This is a genomic window from Neobacillus sp. NRS-1170, assembly GCF_050468025.1.
The window spans coordinates 23,641-42,902 of sequence record NZ_JBITPF010000083.1 but is presented as its reverse complement, the minus strand read 5'-3'; the positions used below and the strand labels follow the sequence as shown (position 1 = coordinate 42,902).

The following is a 19,262-nucleotide window of genomic DNA, read 5'->3' as shown; positions in this document are numbered from 1 at the left end:
TTCGTTCATGATAACTTAAAGTAACGGGTGCTTAAGTTTAAAATGAGTTGCGGCGGCAGCTCTTTTTTTAGGTGATCAACTAACGAAACAGATCTGTTAAACAGCCTATGCCCTGTTGTTTAACTTCTTTATTAATGTTTTAAAATTATATATATGTGTTGTGAGGTTTTGTATGGTTAACATTGAAAATTTTGCACTAGATATTGGCATAGTTAAAATTCATCTTCCTGACGCAATTAATCCCTGCTTTATGATTGTACAAAGTCTAGGCGAAGAATTTGATCTAGAGACAAATTATGAAGCCGAAGAAAAATTACGTAATACTATAAAAAGTAAAGATAAAGACATTTATAGAAAAATCAAAATCGATGCTGAAGGCGGCTGTGTTTTTATAAATGCAAATTCGAAACAAGGTAATAGTATTCTTGAAGTTGCAATTATAATAAATGAATTAGTCATACAGCCATTTCGTCAAGAACTAACTTCAGAATATATCGAGGAAGTAAGAAAAGTAGTTACAATGTGGAAATGCCCAAAACCTCAAAAATGGCAAGAAGGTGATATATTTGCCATTCAATTATCTGACAGGTCATATGGATATGGACAGATATTATGGCATCAAAATAAAAAATCATCTGTTACTTGTGCAATATTTGATTGTCGAAGTAATGAAATAAAACCAAAAGTGGATATAGTTCTATCTACTGTTATATCAGTAATGACAATAAAAGATTTATTCAATTTAAATAGTGGTAAATGGAAAGTGCTAGGTAACGAATCATTGGTGATAGGAAAATCACCTGTACCTTTGGAACATAGCGGCAAGTCTGGAGTCGGTATGAAGATTTATCAGGAATATATCCTTAGCAGTTTTATTGAAGCATATTTTGCAATTAAACCGTGGAACCATTTACCATTTAAAAATAACTTTATGGATACGCTTCTTTTGCCAGATGTTGTCCGACCTGAAAATGTTATTATCCTGACAAAAGAACAAAAGGTATTGTATTGAAAGAACTTTAATAAGTCTTACCTTTAAGTTGTACTTAAGCTAACTGGGTGTTGAGCACAAGTATTATGATCGCTGCGGCGATCTTTTTTATTCGATTAACGGGGAGGTTAGGTGAAGTAGAAAAATGACAAACTAACAGGTATATAAATTCCTTAAAAGGAGTAAGAAAACCGTACGATTATGAAAATAGTGGCTATTGGGATGATATTGGTTGTTGGCGGAAGTATCATTTTAGGGTGGTTTATTAAAGAGGCATATAAAAATTATAAAAATGAAAGTACAAAATCTAAAATTTTCTTTTTCTTATGGGTGATATTAGGTGTCGTATTAGATTTTAGTAATGGATTAATTATTATTCTTGGTCTTATTTTATTAGGAGTTCTTTTAATAATCTATTCCCCACTCTACAACTAACTGGGTGCTAGAGTTAAAGAACAAGCTGCCATTTTTGGTGGCTTTTTTTTTTATTGAAGTAACGTGGCAGTTTAGTTGAAAAAGAAAAGTGACAAACTAACAGGTATATGAAGAAAATTATTTTATAAACGAGGGACGTTTATGAAAATAATGACTATTGGTATTATATTGGTTGTTGTGGGATGTAGCATTTTAGGGTGGCTAATTAAAGAATCTTATAAAAATTATAAAAATGAAAGTACAAAAATTAAAATTTTCTATTTCTTATGGGCGGTAATAGGCGTCCTACTAGACACAAGTGGTTTAATCATTCTTTTTGGATTTATTTTTTTAGGGATTCTTTTAATTATCTATCATTAACTCTTCAATTAACGAGTGCTTTAATGAAAGAATATCAATCCTGAAAATGAAGATTATATACAACACTTTATTCAAAAATATTTACTCACCAGCATTTCTTGTGTTGCCACATACACTCGATACACGTCGAATGCGTCTCGGCAATGATTTTAAAAGAAGAAGCAGGAATCAAGTAAGCTGCTTCTATTCAATTTTGGGACCACAAACTAGGTGTTACTCTCTAAATGGAGAAACTCCTTTTTCCGTTTAGTTTTATTTTAGAATTTATACTTCAATTTTTCTTTTTCAAAACTACTTTCATTTCTCTCAAATTAATACCATTCGAAGCCCGAACTTGTGTTTACTTCTAAGTTTTACTTACTCAGAGTGTCCCCCCTCCTAATTTTAAAATTTTCATAATTATTCTAAAATTGATATTGTAAATTGGTAAAATAGCACATATAATCAAAAATAAGCATAAAAAATCAAATTCATTCAAAAACGAGCTAAAAACGGTCAAATTTCGCATTTTAAATGATTTGGAGGGAAACGATTCTGTGTACGGTATAGAAAGAAAGTCGGCCATATTAGAGTTACTAAACAAGAATGCTAGAGTGGATGTACAAGAATTAAGTCAACACTTCGACTTGTCTGAATCAACAATTCGTAGGGACTTAAAGGAACTAGAGGAAGCACAATTGTTAAAAAGAACACATGGTGGGGCTGTCTTGTTCAAAAGTGTGACCTTCGAACCGACTTACATTGAGAAAGAAGTGCAGTTTCAAAAAGAGAAAAGGGCTATTGCAAAGGAAGCGGCTAAGCTCATTGAGAACGGTGAAAGTATCTTGCTCGATTCGGGTACGACAACTTATTATCTTGCCCAAGAGCTAAGAAACTTTTCGAGCTTACAGGTGGTTACCAATTCAATTTTATGTGCTAATGAATTAAAGGATGTATCTGGAATTGAAGTCTTATTATGTGGTGGTTCTCTGCGTTCAGAAACACTAGCGTTGGTAGGTCCATTGGCTGAAAACAGCTTTAATCAAATTTGTGTAGACAAATCGTTTATTGCTACGAATGGCGTTGATGTAGAAAATGGCTTAACAACTCCAAATTTAATTGAGGCATCAACGAAAAAGAAAATGATTGATTGTGCGGAAAAGGTTATTCTCATTACTGATCATACTAAAATAGGTCAAGTAAGTTTTGCGAAGTTTGCGGATATTCATGAGATAAATTATTTAATAACCGATAGTGCTGCACAAAAGACGGTACTTAACCGCATTGAGGAATCAGGGATTTCTGTTCGCGTAGTCTGACTTTTCCCCCATAGGTAAGGATCTAATATCAGATAAAAGCAAAAAATGAAGGCATTTAAATGAAAGCGTTTAAAAAATATCCACATCATTTTTAGGAGGTGATGCTTATAGAGTTGTGAAAATAATAGAAGGAGATTTTAATCATTTTAATTAACTTCTTCTTTGAGGGAGAAAAATGAAAGAATCACAAAAAAGGTTACGATTCAGGGCAACCACGACCAAATGGAAAAACGCCCAAAATCATAACCCTGCCTGAGTATACCTAAAATTAATACTAATTTTAGCACTCATTTTTATACTACGATATTACAGATCTTTTTACAAGAATTGTGTTTTGCTAGAAGTATCTATTACTTTACAAAACTCTATTTAGGAGGAATTACAAATCATGAAAACCTTTAAAATTTTTAACATAGTATTATTAATTTTAACTTTATGCTTTTTAGGTGCATGCAGCAATAATGAAAGCGCTTCTAATACAGGTAAAACAGATGACAAGTCTAATACTGAAAAAAAGCTAAAGATTGGTTTAACAGTTCCAAATTTAAGTAATCCATTCTTTGTAGCGATGTCTAAAGGCGCTAAAGAAGTTGCTTCTAAGTATAATGCTGAAGTAACTACTGTAAGTGCGGATCAAGATCTTGCTAAACAAACTGCACAAATTGAAGACTTTATCACAAAAAAAGTTGATTTAATATTATTAAGCCCGTTTGATTCTGCTGGAATTGCTGGTGCAGTTAGTGAGGCAAAAGCAGCAGGTATTCCTGTTGTTGCTCTTGATGGATTTGCAGAAGGCGGCATTGACACAGTGGTTATGTCTGATAACGTTCAAGCAGGTAAATTAGCTGCGGAGTACCTTGTAAAACAACTTAATGGAAAAGGTAATATTGTTATTATTGATGGACCTCCTGTTTCAGCAGTGACAGACCGAATTAAAGGTTTTAACGAAGTGATTAATAAATATCCAGATATCAAGGTTGTTGCTAAACAAAATGGTGAGGGTAATCGTGAAAAGGCTCTTACCGTAATGGAAGGTACACTAACAGCAAACAAAAAAATCGATGCAGTATTTACAATAAATGATGAAGAGGCTGTTGGAGTACAAATTGCTCAAGAACAAGCTAGTAGACAGAATGAATTCTTTGTCGTAAGTGTTGACGGTGCGCCTTCTGCGGTTGATGCGCTGAAAAAAGGCGGAAGCTTTGCTGGTACTTCAGCACAATTCCCGAATCAAATGGTTATTGACGGTGTTGCCTTAGCATTAAAAATCATTGATGGAAAGAAAGTTGACTCAAAAGTTCTTATTCCAACTAAATTTATCACTAAAGATAATGTTGATTCCTATAGCGGCTGGTAATTGATTTCCCTCTAGTGGAGGTAAAATATGGTGCTCTATCAGGAGCACTATATTTATATCCTAGTAAAATAGGGCCTAAAAAGAGACTTAGGGAGTGGCACTAATGGCAGTATTTCAGATTCAAGAACAAATAAATCGTCGTCTACCAGAGAGTCAGTTACCCATCCTTAGGATGAAGGCGGTTACGAAGAAATTTTCCGGTGTCAAGGTGTTGCAAAACGTTAATATCGAACTCTATAAAGGGGAAGTTCATGCCTTGATGGGGGAGAATGGTGCAGGAAAATCTACTTTAATGAAGATCATGGCTGGAGTGTATCAGCCTGATGGAGGAACGATTGAATATAAAAGTCAAGAAGTACATTGGAATAATCCAATGGAGGCAAGAAATAATGGGATCAGTGTTATTCACCAAGAAATAAGCCTTTCACCTAATTTGTCCATTGGTGAGAATATTATGATGGGGACAAAATTTAAGAAAAATAGGCTGGGCCTAATAAATTGGAATGATATTTATGAAAATGCTGCCCAAGTTTTAAAATCCATAGGATCTTCCTTGGATCCTCGAGCGGATGTTTCCACCTTAAGTGTGGCCCAACAACAAATGGTAGAAATTGCTCGAGCGTTATCACTTAATTCTGAGATTTTAATTATGGATGAACCGACGGCATCTCTGACAGATAAAGAAATAGAAAAGCTTTTTGGCATCATTGAAGAATTAAGAAGAAAAGGCGTAGCTATTGTTTATATCTCTCATCGAATGGATGAGATTTTTAAAATTTCAAATCGCTTTACAGTTCTTAGAGACGGTCATTGGGTTACAAGTGGACCAATTTCGGATACAAATCCCGAGAATCTAGTAAAACTTATGGTAGGAAGAGAGTTAAATGAGCTTTTTGTAAGAGAAAGAATCGAAAGTATTGTTAGGTCTGACCAAAAACCAGTCCTTGAGTTAAAAAATGTCTCTGACAAGAAGTTTGTAAAGGGGATATCGCTGAAAATCTACCCTGGTGAAATTGTGGGCTTAGCAGGCCTTGTCGGTGCGGGACGGACTGAGCTGGTAAGAACAATCTTTGGACTATCCGAACTGTCAGAGGGTCAAATAATTTTGGATGGCCAGCAGGTTCATATAAAAAGTCCTATTGACGCAATAAAACTTGGCATTGCTCATGTTCCTGAAAGCAGGAAGGAACAGGGGTTATTACCAAATTTATCTGTAAAAGAAAATATACTGATGGCACAATTGCCAACCTATCGTAAATTTAAACTATTGCAGTTTAAGCAAATGAATCGTGATGCTGATCGATACATTAAAGAACTTGGAGTAAGAACGGCATCAAAGGATCAAAATGTTATGGGCCTTAGCGGAGGAAATCAACAAAAGGTTGTTATTGCTAAATGGTTATCTATTGGTCCTAAAATACTGCTGCTTGACGAACCGACCCGTGGTGTAGACATAGGTGCAAAGACTGAGATTCATAAAATCATCAGTAAATTAGCAGAACAAGGGCTTGCTGTATTGATGATTTCTTCTGAATTACCAGAAGTATTAGGAGTTAGTGATCGGATTTTAGTGATTCATGAGGGGAAACTAAGAGCTGAACTATCTCGTAATGAAGCTACACAAGAAAAAATTATGTACTATGCTACAGGAGAGGTTAAACAATGAATACAAACTTACAAATGTCAGGTCCATCCGTAGTTTCATTCAAGGAACGGTCAAAACAGATTTTTAATCAGCTGGGCATGGTAATAATTCTTGCCTTATTAATCATCGTTATGATTATTGTTGCACCGAATTTCACGGACTCAAGTAATATCTTAAACGTACTAAAGCAGAGTTCAATTACTGCTATTCTGGCAGCTGGGATGACTGTAGTTATATTAACAGGAGGAATTGATTTATCGGTAGGCTCAACCCTTGCATTGAGCGGTGTTATATCTGTATTACTATCAAATGCCGGAACTCCTCCAGTTATCGCTATGTTAGTAGGAGTTGCTGTAGGATATGTTGCTGGGGCTATTAATGGATTTTTAACCGCTGTAACTAAGTTGCCTGCATTTATTGTAACGCTTGGAAGTATGACCTACCTGAGGGGGTTGGCTTATGTTATAACCGGCGGATATCCTGTAGTTTTGGCATCAAAGCAGTTCAAGTTCATTGGAGCAGGGGAAATTCTGGGGATTCCTACTCCTATTTATGTGATGGCAATTGTTTATACCATCATGTTAATCGTTTTAAAGTATACGATGTTCGGGCGACATGTTTATGCTATTGGCGGTAATGAAGAAGCTGCACATCTTACAGGGATTAAAGTTAAACGCACCCTGATTAATGTATATTCCATCAGTGGCTTATTCGCCGGTGTTAGTGGTGTTGTGATGGCCGGACGTTTGTTCTCAGGGCAGCCCATGGTAGGAATAGCATTTGAGCTAGATGCGATAGCAGCTGTCGTACTAGGTGGTACTAGTTTTGTAGGGGGACGTGGCCGTATACAAGGAACTATCATTGGGGTTTTGATTGTTGCTGTGTTAACGAATGGAATGACATTGCTTAACGTGGATTATTACTGGCAACAAGTTGTAAAAGGGATAGTTATTGTTATTGCCGTGCTTCTTGATAGATTACGAAGCAGAACTTAAATTAGTTCCATTTCAAATAAAAAGCCAGAAGAGTAGTCTTCTGGCTTAATAAATTCTCTAGAATTTAGGAGAGGTTCAAATGTATGATGTAACAGCTCTTGGAGAGTTATTAATTGATTTAACTCCTTCTAACTCTTCTCAGCCTGGCAAAGTTGTCTTTGAAAGAAATCCTGGTGGTGCCCCGGCCAATGTATTAGCGGGCTTAACCAAATTAGGCAAGAAGACTTGTTTCATTGGTAAGGTAGGAGATGATCAATTTGGACATTATTTAAAGCAAGTTTTATTAGATGCAAACATATGCTGCGAAGGATTATCCTTTACCCAAAAAGCAAATACTACGCTTGCATTTGTTCATTTAGATGAAAATGGTGACCGCTCATTCAGCTTTTATCGAAATCCCGGTGCGGATACCATGTTAACAGAGGATGACATTAATGAGAATATCGTAGCTCAAACCAAAATTTTTCATTTTGGATCTCTTTCCCTCACTAATGAACCAGCTGCTTCTACCACTCTAAAGACAGTCCAAGTAGCAAAAGAACAAGGGAAAGTTGTTTCCTATGATCCTAATTTAAGGGCTTTGCTTTGGAAGAATATAGAGCATGCAAAGAAAATGATTAAAGAGGGATTGAAATATGCTAACATTGTAAAGCTTTCGGAGGAAGAGTTGGAATTCATTACTGGAAAGGCAGATTTAGAAAAAGGAACAAGACAATTGGTTGAACAGTATAACACAGAACTTATATTTGTCACGTTAGGAGCTGAAGGCTGTTTTTATCGAAAAGGGGAGAACATAGGGAAATTTAAATCCTTCAAAGTGAATCCAGTTGATACAACAGGTGCGGGAGATGGCTTCTTTAGTGGCGTTTTATATAAATATTTAGAAAAAAATAAACCTATTGCTGATTTAAATATCGATGATATGAAAGAAATTACTATTTTCGGAAATGCAGTTGGAGCAATTGTCACAACAAGGAAAGGTGCAATATTAAGCATGCCGTACGTGGAAGAAGTTATGAAACTAATGAATAATCAAAATTAGTAACTGTTTTACATGCTGCCTTTTATCCAACTTTTTGATTGGTTTTGTCGATGCAAAAACTATAGATAGGTTAAGCAGACCAATTGTTTCTATTTTTGGGGCATCTTTAGTGTGGTTAATAAGGAGCTATTTTAAAGAAATTAAGGGATTTGTTTTTGGATCTTTGTTTTATGTGCATTTCTATATATGGGACTAATAATTTTCTTCGTTATACTAATATATTCCCCTTACGGGTGTAAGAGTTAAGAGCGAGCTGCCTTTTGGTGGCTTTTCTTATTGAACTATCGTGGCAGTTTAGTTAAATAAGACATTATTTAAATATTAATTCAATACTGTATATTTAAAGGAATCTATTTCTCCATTTATGATTAGGAATGAGGGAAGGGATTGAAAAACAATTTAATAAATTATGTCATATTAGTCATATTTGTAGCAGTCGCCTATTATAAAGATTCAACTTTTATTGAAGTATTAGCAAGTTTTTTCGGACTAGTCTGTGTTTACCTAGCAGCAAAAGAAAACATATGGAACTATCCAATTGGGATTGTAAACATTGTTTTATTATTACTGATTTTCTACAATGCAAAACTCTATGCAGATATGTTGCTTCAAGGAATGTTTCTAGTGTTAAGTTTATATGGATGGTTTTTTTGGTTACGTAATCGCGGAGAGAAGTCAGTTTGTCAAACGACGAAACTCACATTAGACGGTTGGATTTTAATAATTTTTATAGTACCCTTTTTATCTTACGGTTGGGGTTACCTATTAAATAAATATACCGATGCTAGTGCACCTTTTCTAGATTCATTTATTGCAACTACCAGCTTGGTTGCCCAAGTTCTATTTTCTACTAAAAAATTTGAAAATTGGTATTTATGGATTTTAGTGGATATTTTATCAGTTGGTTTGTATGTATACAAAGGTCTTTATACGATTAGTTTTACATATTTTGTATTTTTAATTATTTGTATCTTAGGTGTACTTGAATGGAGGAAACATTATTACTAAATGCTTTATCTAGACAAACCAATCCATATTTCAATGAATGCCTGGATAAAGTTCTTCAACTAATGGGTGCAATAGTTAAAGATTGGAGCTGCCATAATGGTGGCTTTTTCTTATTCGACTAACGGATGCAGTTTAGTTCAAGAAGAAAGACCGTCACAGACGGTCCCTGGTTGTTGAGAGCTTCTCGTTAGCCTAAATGTATATCACTCTTCTTTTTTGTTATTATCTAAAACATCGAGCTTGCTTGAAATCTCTTTAAGTACAACATTTCGCTCTTTTTGGGCTTTTATAAGGCTCACAGCACACCAAATTATAAATCCGAGTACAATTAAATAAATAAGTATAAAGAATATCGGTAATACAAATATTGGTCCTCCGCCCATTAGCATACCTCCAATCAGGCTTATTTATGGATGCCCTTTAGATACAAGACGAATAAAAACAAATAATCCCATCTAATATTTATTCACAGTTGGATTTTTATATGCAATGGAGAAGAAGTTGCTTGTTAACTAACTTGGGTGGTAGATAAAAATTGGTAATTGCTACGGCGTTCCTTTTTTATTGTACTAACGTGGCAAGTTTGTTGAAGAAGGAAAATGGATAATCGGAAGCGAAAAGGTAGTTGGGAATAAACAATATAGATCATTACAGAGGAGAAAAAATGACTGAAAAACCGATTGTTTTAGTTGTTAGTGTTTCAATAATTAAAGATGAAAAAGTTTTAATGATTAAAGAAAATAAACCAAATGTAATAAATAAATGGAATTTTCCAAGTGGACGAATTGAAATGGGAGAAGACATCCTTGATGCCGCTATAAGGGAAGTGAAAGAAGAGACGGGACTAGATGTGAAACTTACATATACAACTGGTATTTATAACTTTATTAGTAGCTCTCAAGACCAAGTTATTATGTTTCATTTTATAGGGCAGGTTACTGGGGGTTCAATAAATATTGAAGAAGATGGAATTATAGACAGTGCCTGGGTGAAGGTGAGTGATTTAGTAAAGTCTAACGATGATGAACTTCGCAATCCAAGCGTAATAAAACAAATAACCAATTGTCTTGTTAATAAAAGTTACCACCCTATTAATGTATTCCATAAACAAATTAAGTAAAATTCCTTGTTTAACAAACTGGTAGCTTGAGTTGAGTAAGGCAGGACTCAACAAAAAGAAATATTCTGCTTTTAGAACCATAAAAATTGCATTTTATTTGAAGTGGATGTATTCCCTTTAAAGGAAGCTTAATAATAAAAAATGACTTCTAACAGGAAGTCATACATTAGGAGAGGTCTTTTATTTAAAGATGTAATTAAACATGGTCAAATCTTATAATTTCGGACGTACTGGTGCTTGTAATGGGACAGCAAACTCAGGACCTCCTAGAGGAACTAATGTAGTCCCAACTGTTGTATATCCAATAGGAGCGGCTCTCTTAGCTTTACCAGCCCCAGTACCAATTTGCAGAGTGCCACCATTGACCATCGCACCAATGTTCAAATAACGGATATCAAATGTTTGTTGAAGATGTTCATCCATTTCGATCACCTCTTATTATTATATGATCGAGAGTTTGGTCCAGTACTGATAAAAATAATGTCTAAAAAAATAAACGAATTAACTAAACCAAATAGGGGTGTGGTATATTGAAGAAATTTGTAAGTATGATTTGTTTCTCTCTAATTTTACTAGCAAGTTGTTCGCAAGTCGTTGGTATGCATAATAAAGGATTAGAGAAATCTATAAGTTCTGCTTTGGAGAAAAAAAGCGTAACGGAAATCAATTTTAATTCTCTAACGGATTTCGATTGGGATAAAGCCTATTTAATAACCCCTTACACTGATCAAGAAACCATAAGTGAGCAATTGGGCGTTAAATTTAAAGATCCAGCTAATATGGCTTATCGCGATGATATATATTTGCTTGTATTTCTTGATAAGAATAAAGTTGTTCAGTTTGTTAAAATACCAACTAAATATGGGCAGTTGATGGACGGAAATAAAGATGGTTTTACCCCTTCAAATGCAATCATAAAGATACAAAAAAATTAGGAATTTGATGCCAAAGGGACATCGTATAAATATGAGTTCAATAACATTAATAATTTTTCAAAAATTACATGTTTTTTTAATAAATTGGGAATAATGCAGTACAGGAGGTGTGTTGATGTCTAATCCTTTTGAAGCGATTTGGAACACGCTGAAGATTTCTATTGATACAACAAACGAACCCAAATCACCTTTACATATCATTGAAGCTGGGGACTGTTGGACCTATTTAACTTTAATGGAAGAGTTTATTCGGTATGAGGAAATGGGATTAAATACGACCACCGATGATGAAGTCAGAGAAATGTTAACAGATGTAGTTCGGATATGTGAATCGCAAGTTAGAAAATTAAGTAATTTTATGAAAAAAGAAGGAATTCCTTTACCAGATGTATCATCATCAAAAACAAACTCTGACCCAAATGATATTCCTTTAGGTGTAAAGTTAACGGATAATGAACTCGCTAATGGTATAGCATTCAAATTAGTTACATGTTTACAAGCATGTTCTAAGGGACAAGCTGATTCTGTTCGAAATGATGTCGGCTTGTTGTGGTTACAAAACTATCTAGAATGGGTAACGTTTGGAACAGCTTTAAAAACACTTATGCGTAAACGAGGATGGCTTAAAATGCCGCCATATTACTATCCTCCAGGTGCACCACGATAACAATAACCAACTCAAACCTTAGGAGTTGGTTTTTTAATTTTTACTTTAAAAATGGAACTCTTCCTACTTTAATTATACCATTTAAAAAATGGCAAATATAGACTTTTTATTCTCGTTTACTACTGCTAAAATCAAAAGAACCTTAATGGTTAGGAGAGATGTAGAATGAGTTCTTTGGTTCTTGGGTTTCAGGAAATGGAAAAAACGCAGCTTTTGCTTGTTGGCGGAAAAGGGGTCAATTTAGGGGAATTATCAAAAATTGAAGGAATACAAGTTCCAGAAGGATTTTGTGTTACAACAGTGGGATATCAAAAAGCCATCGAACAAAACGAAACCTATCATGCTTTGTTGGATCAACTAACACTGTTAAAAGTAGAGGATCGAAATCAAATTGTTGAAATCAGCAGGAAGATTCGACAAATCATTATGGAAGTAGAAATTCCTTCCGACGTTGCGTGCGCAGTTGCTGACTATCTCTCCCAGTTTGGCGATGAACATGCTTATGCAGTGCGTTCTAGTGCAACCGCTGAAGATTTGCCACATGCCTCTTTTGCTGGTCAACAAGACACCTATTTAAATATCATCGGAAAAGAAGCCATCTTGCAGCATATCAGAAAATGCTGGGCTTCTCTATTTACGGATCGAGCGGTAATATACCGAATACAAAATAGATTTGACCACAGGCAAGTTTATTTATCCGTTATCGTTCAAAGGATGGTTTTCCCGCAGGCTTCAGGGATTTTATTTACCGCTGATCCGATTTCCTCTAACCGAAAGTTATTATCAATCGATGCCAGTTTTGGGCTTGGAGAAGCACTGGTCTCTGGCTTGGTATCTGCCGATTGTTATAAAGTACAGGAAGATAAAATCGCTGATAAGATGATCGCAACCAAAAAATTGGCTATCTATGCAAGAAAAGAAGGCGGAACAGAGACCGTGCCGATCGATCCGGATCAACAAAAGACTCAAACACTCACTGACCAACAAATATTACAACTAGCACGCATTGGAAGACAGATCGAAGCTTATTTTGGCTGCCCACAAGATATCGAATGGTGTTTGGTTGATGATACATTTTATCTTGTTCAGAGCCGGCCAATTACTACTCTTTTCCCCATCCCTGAAGTGAATGATCAAGAAAATCACGTCTATGTATCTGTCGGTCACCAACAAATGATGACAGATCCCATGAAACCACTGGGATTGTCTTTTTTCCTTTTAACGACTCCTGCACCGATGCGTAAAGCTGGCGGCAGGCTGTTTGTTGATATCACACCTCATCTGGCTTCACCAGTTAGCAGAGAAATGTTATTAAAAACCATGGAACAACATGATCCGCTTATGAAAGACGCACTTATGACCGTAGTAGAGCGAGGAGATTTTATAAAATCGTTACAAAATGATGAGAAAGCACCGAGTCCACGCAAAAACAATACAGATATGCTGGCAGGAATCGAAAACAATCCGTCAATCGTTGCTGATTTGATCAAGAGTAATCAAACATCGATAGAAGAGTTAAAACAAAACATCCAAACGAAATCAGGATCAGATTTATTTAATTTTATCTTGGATGATATCCAGCAATTAAGGAAAATCTTATTTAACCCACAGAGTTCGGCTGTATTTATGGCGGCTATGGATGCTTCATCATGGATCAATGAAAACATAAATAAGTGGTTAGGTGAAAAAAACGCAGCAGACATTCTTTCTCAATCTGTACCAAACAATATTACTTCAGAAATGGGTCTGGCGCTATTGGATGTCGCAGATGTGATTCGTCCTTATCCGGAAGTAATTGATTATTTACAACATGTAAAAGACGATAACTTTTTGGATGAACTGGTTAAGTTTGAAGGGGGACAAATAACCCGAGAAGCAATCAATGCTTATCTCAACAAATACGGAATGCGATGTAGTGGAGAAATCGATCTTACTAAAACTCGTTGGAGTGAAAAACCAATTACACTTGTCCCCGTGATTCTGGGTAACATCAAAAACTTTGAGCCTAATGCCAGCAGTCGGAAATTTGAGCAGGGACTACAGGAAGCTTTAAAAAAAGAACAAGAGATATTAGATCGATTGAAGCAATTACCGGATGGTGAACAAAAAGCCAAAGAAACAAAACGCATGATCGACCTAATCCGGAATTTCATTGGGTACCGTGAATATCCAAAATACGGCATGGTTAGTCGCTACTTCGTTTATAAGCTGGCTTTATTGAAAGAAGCCGAACAACTCGCACAGGCGGGCGTTATACATGAAAAAGAAGATATATACTATCTCACTTTTGAAGAACTTCACGAAGTCGTACGCACAAATAAACTGGATTACCAGATCATCAGCAAACGAAAAGATGAGTATAAATTTTTTGATAAACTAACTCCGCCACGTGTAATCACGTCTGATGGTGAAATCATAGCAGGTGAGTACAAACGAGAAAACCTCCCAGCCGATGCTATTGTAGGTCTTGCTGTTTCCTCTGGAATTATAGAGGGAAGAGCACGTGTCATCTTAAACATCGAAGATGCTGATTTAGAAGATGGAGATATATTAGTCACCTCCTTTACTGACCCTAGCTGGACGCCATTGTTTGTTTCCATAAAAGGCCTAGTCACCGAAGTTGGCGGGCTGATGACCCATGGAGCAGTTATCGCACGTGAATATGGCTTACCAGCAGTTGTAGGGGTAGAAAATGCCACCAAACTGATAAAGGATGGGCAACGAATTCGCGTGCATGGAACAGAAGGGTATATCACAATATTATAATTAAAGTACAGGGCTGCCATTTTGGCAGCCTTTCTTATCGAGTTAGCGATATTTTCCTTCGACATTTTTCCAACGTATTTTGATAGAAGAAGTGAGTATTGATGCGGGTAGAAGTCCAATTTAATTAAACGTCTGATTAAAGGTGAAGAATAGGGAATCCTATTGAATTCTGTCAGTCTTATAAAAATTAGTCTTTTTTACAAGGATGATGCTGATTTTTCTGGTAATACATAAACATTTTTCGATAGGTTTTCATCACATAAAACCCTCTATAGCACGGTTATTAATGGTTATAATCAAACGTTTAGTTAGTATAGCACATAAAGAATTTCCCCGAAAATAATCGATTGGTGTGGAAAAACGATCGTTTTATTTATTTAATTTAAACCCTTGTACCTTTCAAATTGCATTGGACATGCATACCAATAGCATTAACTAATTTGGGAGGGACAGAACATGAGTATCATCGTGGTTCCTAGAGATTTTCCTACGATTCAAGCAGCGGTAACGGCTGCACAGCAAGGTGATTTAGTCTTTGTAAAAAAGGGAACGTATCATGAAAGTGTAAATGTATTTAATAGAAGTATAGCGATTATCGGTGAGAAAGGAGCGACTCTTGAAGGGAATCATTCATTGCCTTTTGGATTTAGAGTGGGTCATACCTCCGAAAACCTAGCCTCTGGTATTGAAATAAAAGGTTTTACAATCCAAAATTACATTCAGAGTGGAATATCAATTGAATTTTGCGATTTCGCATATTGTCTAGAAAATGTAATTAAAAATATCAAAAATGATGGTATCGTTATTAACCAAAGCGTTTTCTTTACTAATGGTGCTACTCACTTATTTCAAAAAAATAAAATAACGAATATTGGTCAAAACGGAATAAATGTTACCGATCCTAACATCAATGTAATGATTCAAAATGAGATAAAGGAAGTTGGAAAGAATGGCATCAATATAAATATTAATCAATCTACTATTCCATCTAATCCTTTCAATTCAATCATTCAAAATAAGATACAAAAGGCTGGTCAAAATGGAATCGTTTCAGCCCAGCAGGCTTTTTCAGGGTTAATATTACAAAATGAAATTCAACATACTGGCAGTGATGGAATTTCATTGAATAATGGAACAATGTCCATCATCGAAAATAATGTTTCAAAATCAAAAGGTAATGGAATAAGAATAAATAATCCTTTTAACTCGCTTTATCGGATGAATTTAAGTTTTTGGAACGCGGAAAGTGGCATTTCGATTATTTCTCCAGCCAATGTTCCAACTCAAGGATTTAATTATATTGAAGAAAATCGTACATCTAATAATGGGAAAGATGGAATTCAGGTTAATCAAAACAACAATTTTATCAGTAGAAATAAAGCGAATGAAAACGATGATGATGGAATTGATTTAGACTCCAATGATAATGAAGTGGTTGAGAATATTGCTTGCAATAATGGGAATCAGGATATCGAAAATAATGGCATGGGGAATTCATTTTTTCGGAATGAGGATTGTGATTGTGATCAGGATGAAAGCAGTAGTTAGCAAAAAAGCGGAAAGCGGATCTAATCAAGCAAAAAATATATTAGAATAACTTTGTAACACAATTATCATCTTGCTGTGATGAGTCTGTTATACCTTTCTAGTATAGTGTAATTATCAAATCACACTAGGAGGTAACAATCATGCTAAAGAAATTCATCGTAGCCTTTACCATTTTAGCTTCTTGTGGCTCTTTGTTCGCCGCCAAGGGTGAAAAAGCAGAAGCAGCTTATAATTATCATACAGCAGCCATTTCGATTGCGAAATCTAATATTGGAGTTCCATACCGATGGGGCGGCATGTCGCCAAGCGGTTTTGACTGTTCAGGTCTTGTGAAGTATTCATACGGAAAAGCGGGAAGAACACTAAATCGCACTGCAGCCCAAATGTACTATGGAAACGGATATCGACCATCTAATTTGCAAATAGGTGATTTATTGTTCTATGGACCGACCAAAGCAAGTGCCCCAACCCATGTTGCCATCTATATCGGATACGGGAAAATGATTATGGCATCATCCTCAAAAGGGGTCATTATCACCTACACAAACAACCCATATTGGCATGCTAGATATATTGGAGTAAAGCGAGTATAAAGATCATACTGAAAGATATTGAAGAAAAAGCTGCCGATGGCAGCTTTTTTATTTATCTAAAAAAATTGGGAGGTTAGAGGAGGGAGGAATTACATAATATCTACAGAAATATAATGTTTAAAAAGAAAAGTACGGGGAGGCAAGAAATGGAACTGTATATTGCGCTTGGTTTGATCGCTTTAGTAATCATACTTGCTTCAATAATTCGAACCTTCTTAAACAGGAACTGGAAATTAGTTTACACTGCATTCGGTAATGAGGAATACTTTAGAATCATAGCAAAATTGAAAACGGAAGGGATCAAATATAAAACGGAAACTCCTTACAGCTTTGATAATCGAACTAACCGATTTAAGGATAATACCCAATATAATATATATGTAAAAAAGGATGAGGAACATTTAGCAGTTAAATCGTTGCAAAAAAGAAATTAGTAATAAGTGTTAATGAATATCTAGTTTGTAATACAAATTTTAAGGAGTAATAGATCAGTGATTAATGAAGAACAACTTCTTTCGCTTATTAAGAAAGATAAATGGATGATGGAAATATTAAAATCAGCAAAATCATTGAATTTGCCTGATTGGTGGGTTTGTGCTGGATTTGTTCGTTCAAAAATATGGGACACGTTACACGATTTCGGCGGAAGGACACCGATCCCAGATATAGATGTAATTTATTTCGAACCAAGTAATATCGATGAATTTGAGGAAAAGAAACTTGAAGAAAAGCTTAAATCCCTTAATCCCACCCCTCCTTGGTCAGTAAAGAATGAAGCAAGAATGCACGTTAAAAGCAATTTGCCACCCTATTCTTCTTCTGTAGATGCTATATCTAAGTTTCCAGAAACAGCGACAGCTCTAGGCGTGAAATTAGATGAAAAGGACAATGTGATTTTAACTGCCCCTTGGGGAATTAGTGATGTTGTCAATCTAGAAGTAAGACCGACTCCTTTTTTTACAGAGACAAAAGAAAGAATGGAAATTTATGAAGAGCGCGTTAGAAAAAAGAATTGGAAATCGACTTGGAGTAAATTAAAGGTTTTTCATTGGAACTAGTTTTATCCAACAAAATGTTGAAGAGGCGCCTTCGTTCTATTTATCAAGATGCAGCGTAAAACCCGTAGCTTTAGTTATGGGGATACTCATAAAAGAACTCAGAAACAATGAAGATTATCCTCATTGCTTCGGAGCAGCTTTTCTAATTAATGTCATAGCTTTTGTTTATTAATTCACTAATTTATCACGGTCCACAGCTAGGGGAGGTTCCTCCAGCCAGCCATTATCAATCATTATTTTGGCTCCGTCTTCAGCAAATGAAGCGATTTCTGCGGATAAGCGAACGTAATCGAGAGCCAAGTCTTTTCTTGTACAAGTTGCCATACTTGTTCCATAAAATCCAATACTTAATGCAGTTAAAGAAGTAGCCATAAACATCATCATTTTTTCTGAAAAGGGAGCTGCTTTTGAGTCAGTTACTTCAGTATCAAAAGAAATTGGAACAGGTAAATGATCTTCTTCTAACACGGAATCAAATACCTTAGTATGTTTGAAAGCAATTTCCTTTCCCCTTACCATAAAATGCTTTATTTCTTTTGATTGTGCCACCTGACTCCATGCCATCATTATTGAATGACCTAAAGCATTTTTATGTAAATTTGCAAACAAATTTGTAATTTCAATAGCTGTTAACGGTCTTTTATTCCCTAATAAACCTGACATAAAATTTGGACTTTTAACAAAGTGTACTTCATTTGATGGAATTAAATAAGGCGACCGAATGTATAAGCCTTTTGATAACAAAAGATTTTTCGAATTCGTATCAAATTCGGTCAGTTCCCTAACACATTGAGCAAAATACTCATCTAAATCTGAACGAACAGCGAATGTTTTGGCTATAGCATAAAAACTAAGAGCCATAACACCCATATTATGAATTAAATGCAACATGAAACTATCTGAAAATAATCTTGGAGCGGCTACATTTACATCTTCTTCTACTGTAAAACTACAGGGTATTGGATACCCCTCTTTTTGAAAAAACGCTGACAATTTGGCTAAATGAGTTTCCGCTAATTCTAATCCATGGTTAATAACCAAGCGTATTTCACTGTCTTCAACTATTTCTAAGAAGTATGTAAACAAACATTTACTCATGCTGACGTTCATATAAGCGGACCAAATTTGTGCAACTTCAGCAGCGGTCAATTTAGTAATGTGTTCAGATTCCATTAATATGGCTCCTTTGAAATAATTTATATGGCTCTCAGCTAACTGAGATTATTTTATGGTATTAACTATGAAGTATACTATTGAAGAATGTACAATCGTTCTATTTATTCGTATTTTTCGTATGATATAAGGAATATAACGAATTGGAGGACGAAAAATGAATGCAATTGTATACATAAAATACGGTCCTCCGACGTTGGATGGTGAGCTCCAATTAGCGGATAACACACTTTAATCGGCGGATGGCGAGCCCCAATCAGCGGATAGCAAA

Annotated in this window: 19 protein-coding genes; 16 read left to right on the top strand and 3 right to left on the bottom strand. The window is 35.4% G+C overall.

The features are described from left to right. The first annotated feature begins 172 nt into the window (after positions 1-172). The 8 genes from ACIFOT_RS28840 to pnuC all read left to right on the top strand — a co-directional run bounded on the left by ACIFOT_RS28840 (position 173) and on the right by pnuC (position 9,131). Complete coding sequence (locus ACIFOT_RS28840; protein ID WP_430071359.1) at positions 173-1,012, top strand: Imm26 family immunity protein; 840 nt, start codon at positions 173-175, stop codon at positions 1,010-1,012. 555 nt (positions 1,013-1,567) lie between these two features. Beyond that, a complete protein-coding gene (locus ACIFOT_RS28835; protein ID WP_088087109.1) occupies positions 1,568-1,786 on the top strand; it encodes a hypothetical protein in 219 nt (72 codons plus the stop codon). A gap of 536 nt (positions 1,787-2,322) precedes the next feature. Beyond that, on the top strand, positions 2,323-3,084 hold the full coding sequence (locus ACIFOT_RS28830; protein ID WP_289983698.1) for a DeoR/GlpR family DNA-binding transcription regulator: 762 nt from the start codon (positions 2,323-2,325) through the stop codon (positions 3,082-3,084). A gap of 388 nt (positions 3,085-3,472) precedes the next feature. Further along, positions 3,473-4,441, top strand: coding sequence for an ABC transporter substrate-binding protein (locus tag ACIFOT_RS28825; protein ID WP_430071356.1), 969 nt, complete (start codon positions 3,473-3,475; stop codon positions 4,439-4,441). Between the two features lie 103 nt (positions 4,442-4,544). Then, positions 4,545-6,107, top strand: a complete 1,563-nt coding sequence (locus ACIFOT_RS28820) for a sugar ABC transporter ATP-binding protein (protein WP_430071354.1) — start codon at positions 4,545-4,547, stop codon at positions 6,105-6,107. Next, positions 6,104-7,081 (top strand): ABC transporter permease, encoded by a 978-nt coding sequence (locus ACIFOT_RS28815; RefSeq protein ID WP_430071351.1) that lies wholly within the window; start codon positions 6,104-6,106, stop codon positions 7,079-7,081. Before ACIFOT_RS28820 ends, ACIFOT_RS28815 begins: the two co-directional genes overlap by 4 nt. A gap of 79 nt (positions 7,082-7,160) precedes the next feature. Continuing rightward, a complete protein-coding gene (locus tag ACIFOT_RS28810; RefSeq protein WP_430071347.1) occupies positions 7,161-8,123 on the top strand; it encodes a carbohydrate kinase family protein in 963 nt (320 codons plus the stop codon). Positions 8,124-8,510: 387 nt separating this feature from the next. Further along, positions 8,511-9,131 carry a nicotinamide riboside transporter PnuC gene (gene pnuC, locus ACIFOT_RS28805; protein WP_430071344.1) on the top strand — a complete coding sequence of 207 codons (621 nt, stop codon included), beginning with the start codon at positions 8,511-8,513 and terminating at the stop codon, positions 9,129-9,131. A gap of 203 nt (positions 9,132-9,334) precedes the next feature. Here pnuC and ACIFOT_RS28800 read toward each other — a convergent pair whose 3' ends face one another. After that, complete coding sequence (locus ACIFOT_RS28800; protein WP_430071341.1) at positions 9,335-9,514, bottom strand: hypothetical protein; 180 nt, start codon at positions 9,512-9,514, stop codon at positions 9,335-9,337. A 281-nt stretch (positions 9,515-9,795) separates the two neighbouring features. Here ACIFOT_RS28800 and ACIFOT_RS28795 point away from each other — a divergent pair, with 281 nt between their 5' ends. Next, positions 9,796-10,251, top strand: a complete 456-nt coding sequence (locus ACIFOT_RS28795; RefSeq protein WP_430071338.1) for an NUDIX hydrolase — start codon at positions 9,796-9,798, stop codon at positions 10,249-10,251. A 213-nt stretch (positions 10,252-10,464) separates the two neighbouring features. Here ACIFOT_RS28795 and ACIFOT_RS28790 read toward each other — a convergent pair whose 3' ends face one another. Then, the gene (locus ACIFOT_RS28790) at positions 10,465-10,674 is read right to left on the bottom strand and encodes a hypothetical protein (RefSeq protein ID WP_430071335.1); all 210 of its coding nucleotides are present in this window, start codon (positions 10,672-10,674) and stop codon (positions 10,465-10,467) included. Between the two features lie 107 nt (positions 10,675-10,781). Between ACIFOT_RS28790 and ACIFOT_RS28785 the strand changes: the two genes are divergently transcribed. From ACIFOT_RS28785 to ACIFOT_RS28755, 7 genes are all read left to right on the top strand, one after another. Then, a complete protein-coding gene (locus tag ACIFOT_RS28785; RefSeq protein ID WP_430071333.1) occupies positions 10,782-11,186 on the top strand; it encodes a hypothetical protein in 405 nt (134 codons plus the stop codon). Positions 11,187-11,301: 115 nt separating this feature from the next. Then, complete coding sequence (locus tag ACIFOT_RS28780) at positions 11,302-11,853, top strand: DUF3231 family protein (RefSeq protein WP_430071330.1); 552 nt, start codon at positions 11,302-11,304, stop codon at positions 11,851-11,853. Positions 11,854-12,018: 165 nt separating this feature from the next. Continuing rightward, positions 12,019-14,619 carry a phosphoenolpyruvate synthase gene (ppsA, locus tag ACIFOT_RS28775; protein WP_430071327.1) on the top strand — a complete coding sequence of 867 codons (2,601 nt, stop codon included), beginning with the start codon at positions 12,019-12,021 and terminating at the stop codon, positions 14,617-14,619. A 456-nt stretch (positions 14,620-15,075) separates the two neighbouring features. Further along, a complete protein-coding gene (locus tag ACIFOT_RS28770) occupies positions 15,076-16,167 on the top strand; it encodes a right-handed parallel beta-helix repeat-containing protein (protein WP_430071324.1) in 1,092 nt (363 codons plus the stop codon). A 140-nt stretch (positions 16,168-16,307) separates the two neighbouring features. Continuing rightward, entirely contained in the window at positions 16,308-16,760 is a 453-nt protein-coding gene (locus tag ACIFOT_RS28765; RefSeq protein WP_430071321.1) for a C40 family peptidase, read from the top strand. 146 nt (positions 16,761-16,906) lie between these two features. After that, positions 16,907-17,194: a hypothetical protein gene (locus ACIFOT_RS28760; protein WP_430071318.1), complete on the top strand. Its 288-nt coding sequence runs from the start codon at positions 16,907-16,909 to the stop codon at positions 17,192-17,194. Between the two features lie 105 nt (positions 17,195-17,299). After that, a complete protein-coding gene (locus ACIFOT_RS28755) occupies positions 17,300-17,818 on the top strand; it encodes a nucleotidyltransferase family protein (RefSeq protein ID WP_430071368.1) in 519 nt (172 codons plus the stop codon). Between the two features lie 168 nt (positions 17,819-17,986). Here the strand turns inward: ACIFOT_RS28755 and ACIFOT_RS28750 are convergent, their stop codons facing one another. After that, the gene (locus ACIFOT_RS28750; protein WP_430071315.1) at positions 17,987-18,991 is read right to left on the bottom strand and encodes a DUF3231 family protein; all 1,005 of its coding nucleotides are present in this window, start codon (positions 18,989-18,991) and stop codon (positions 17,987-17,989) included. Between the last annotated feature and the right edge of the window lie 271 nt (positions 18,992-19,262).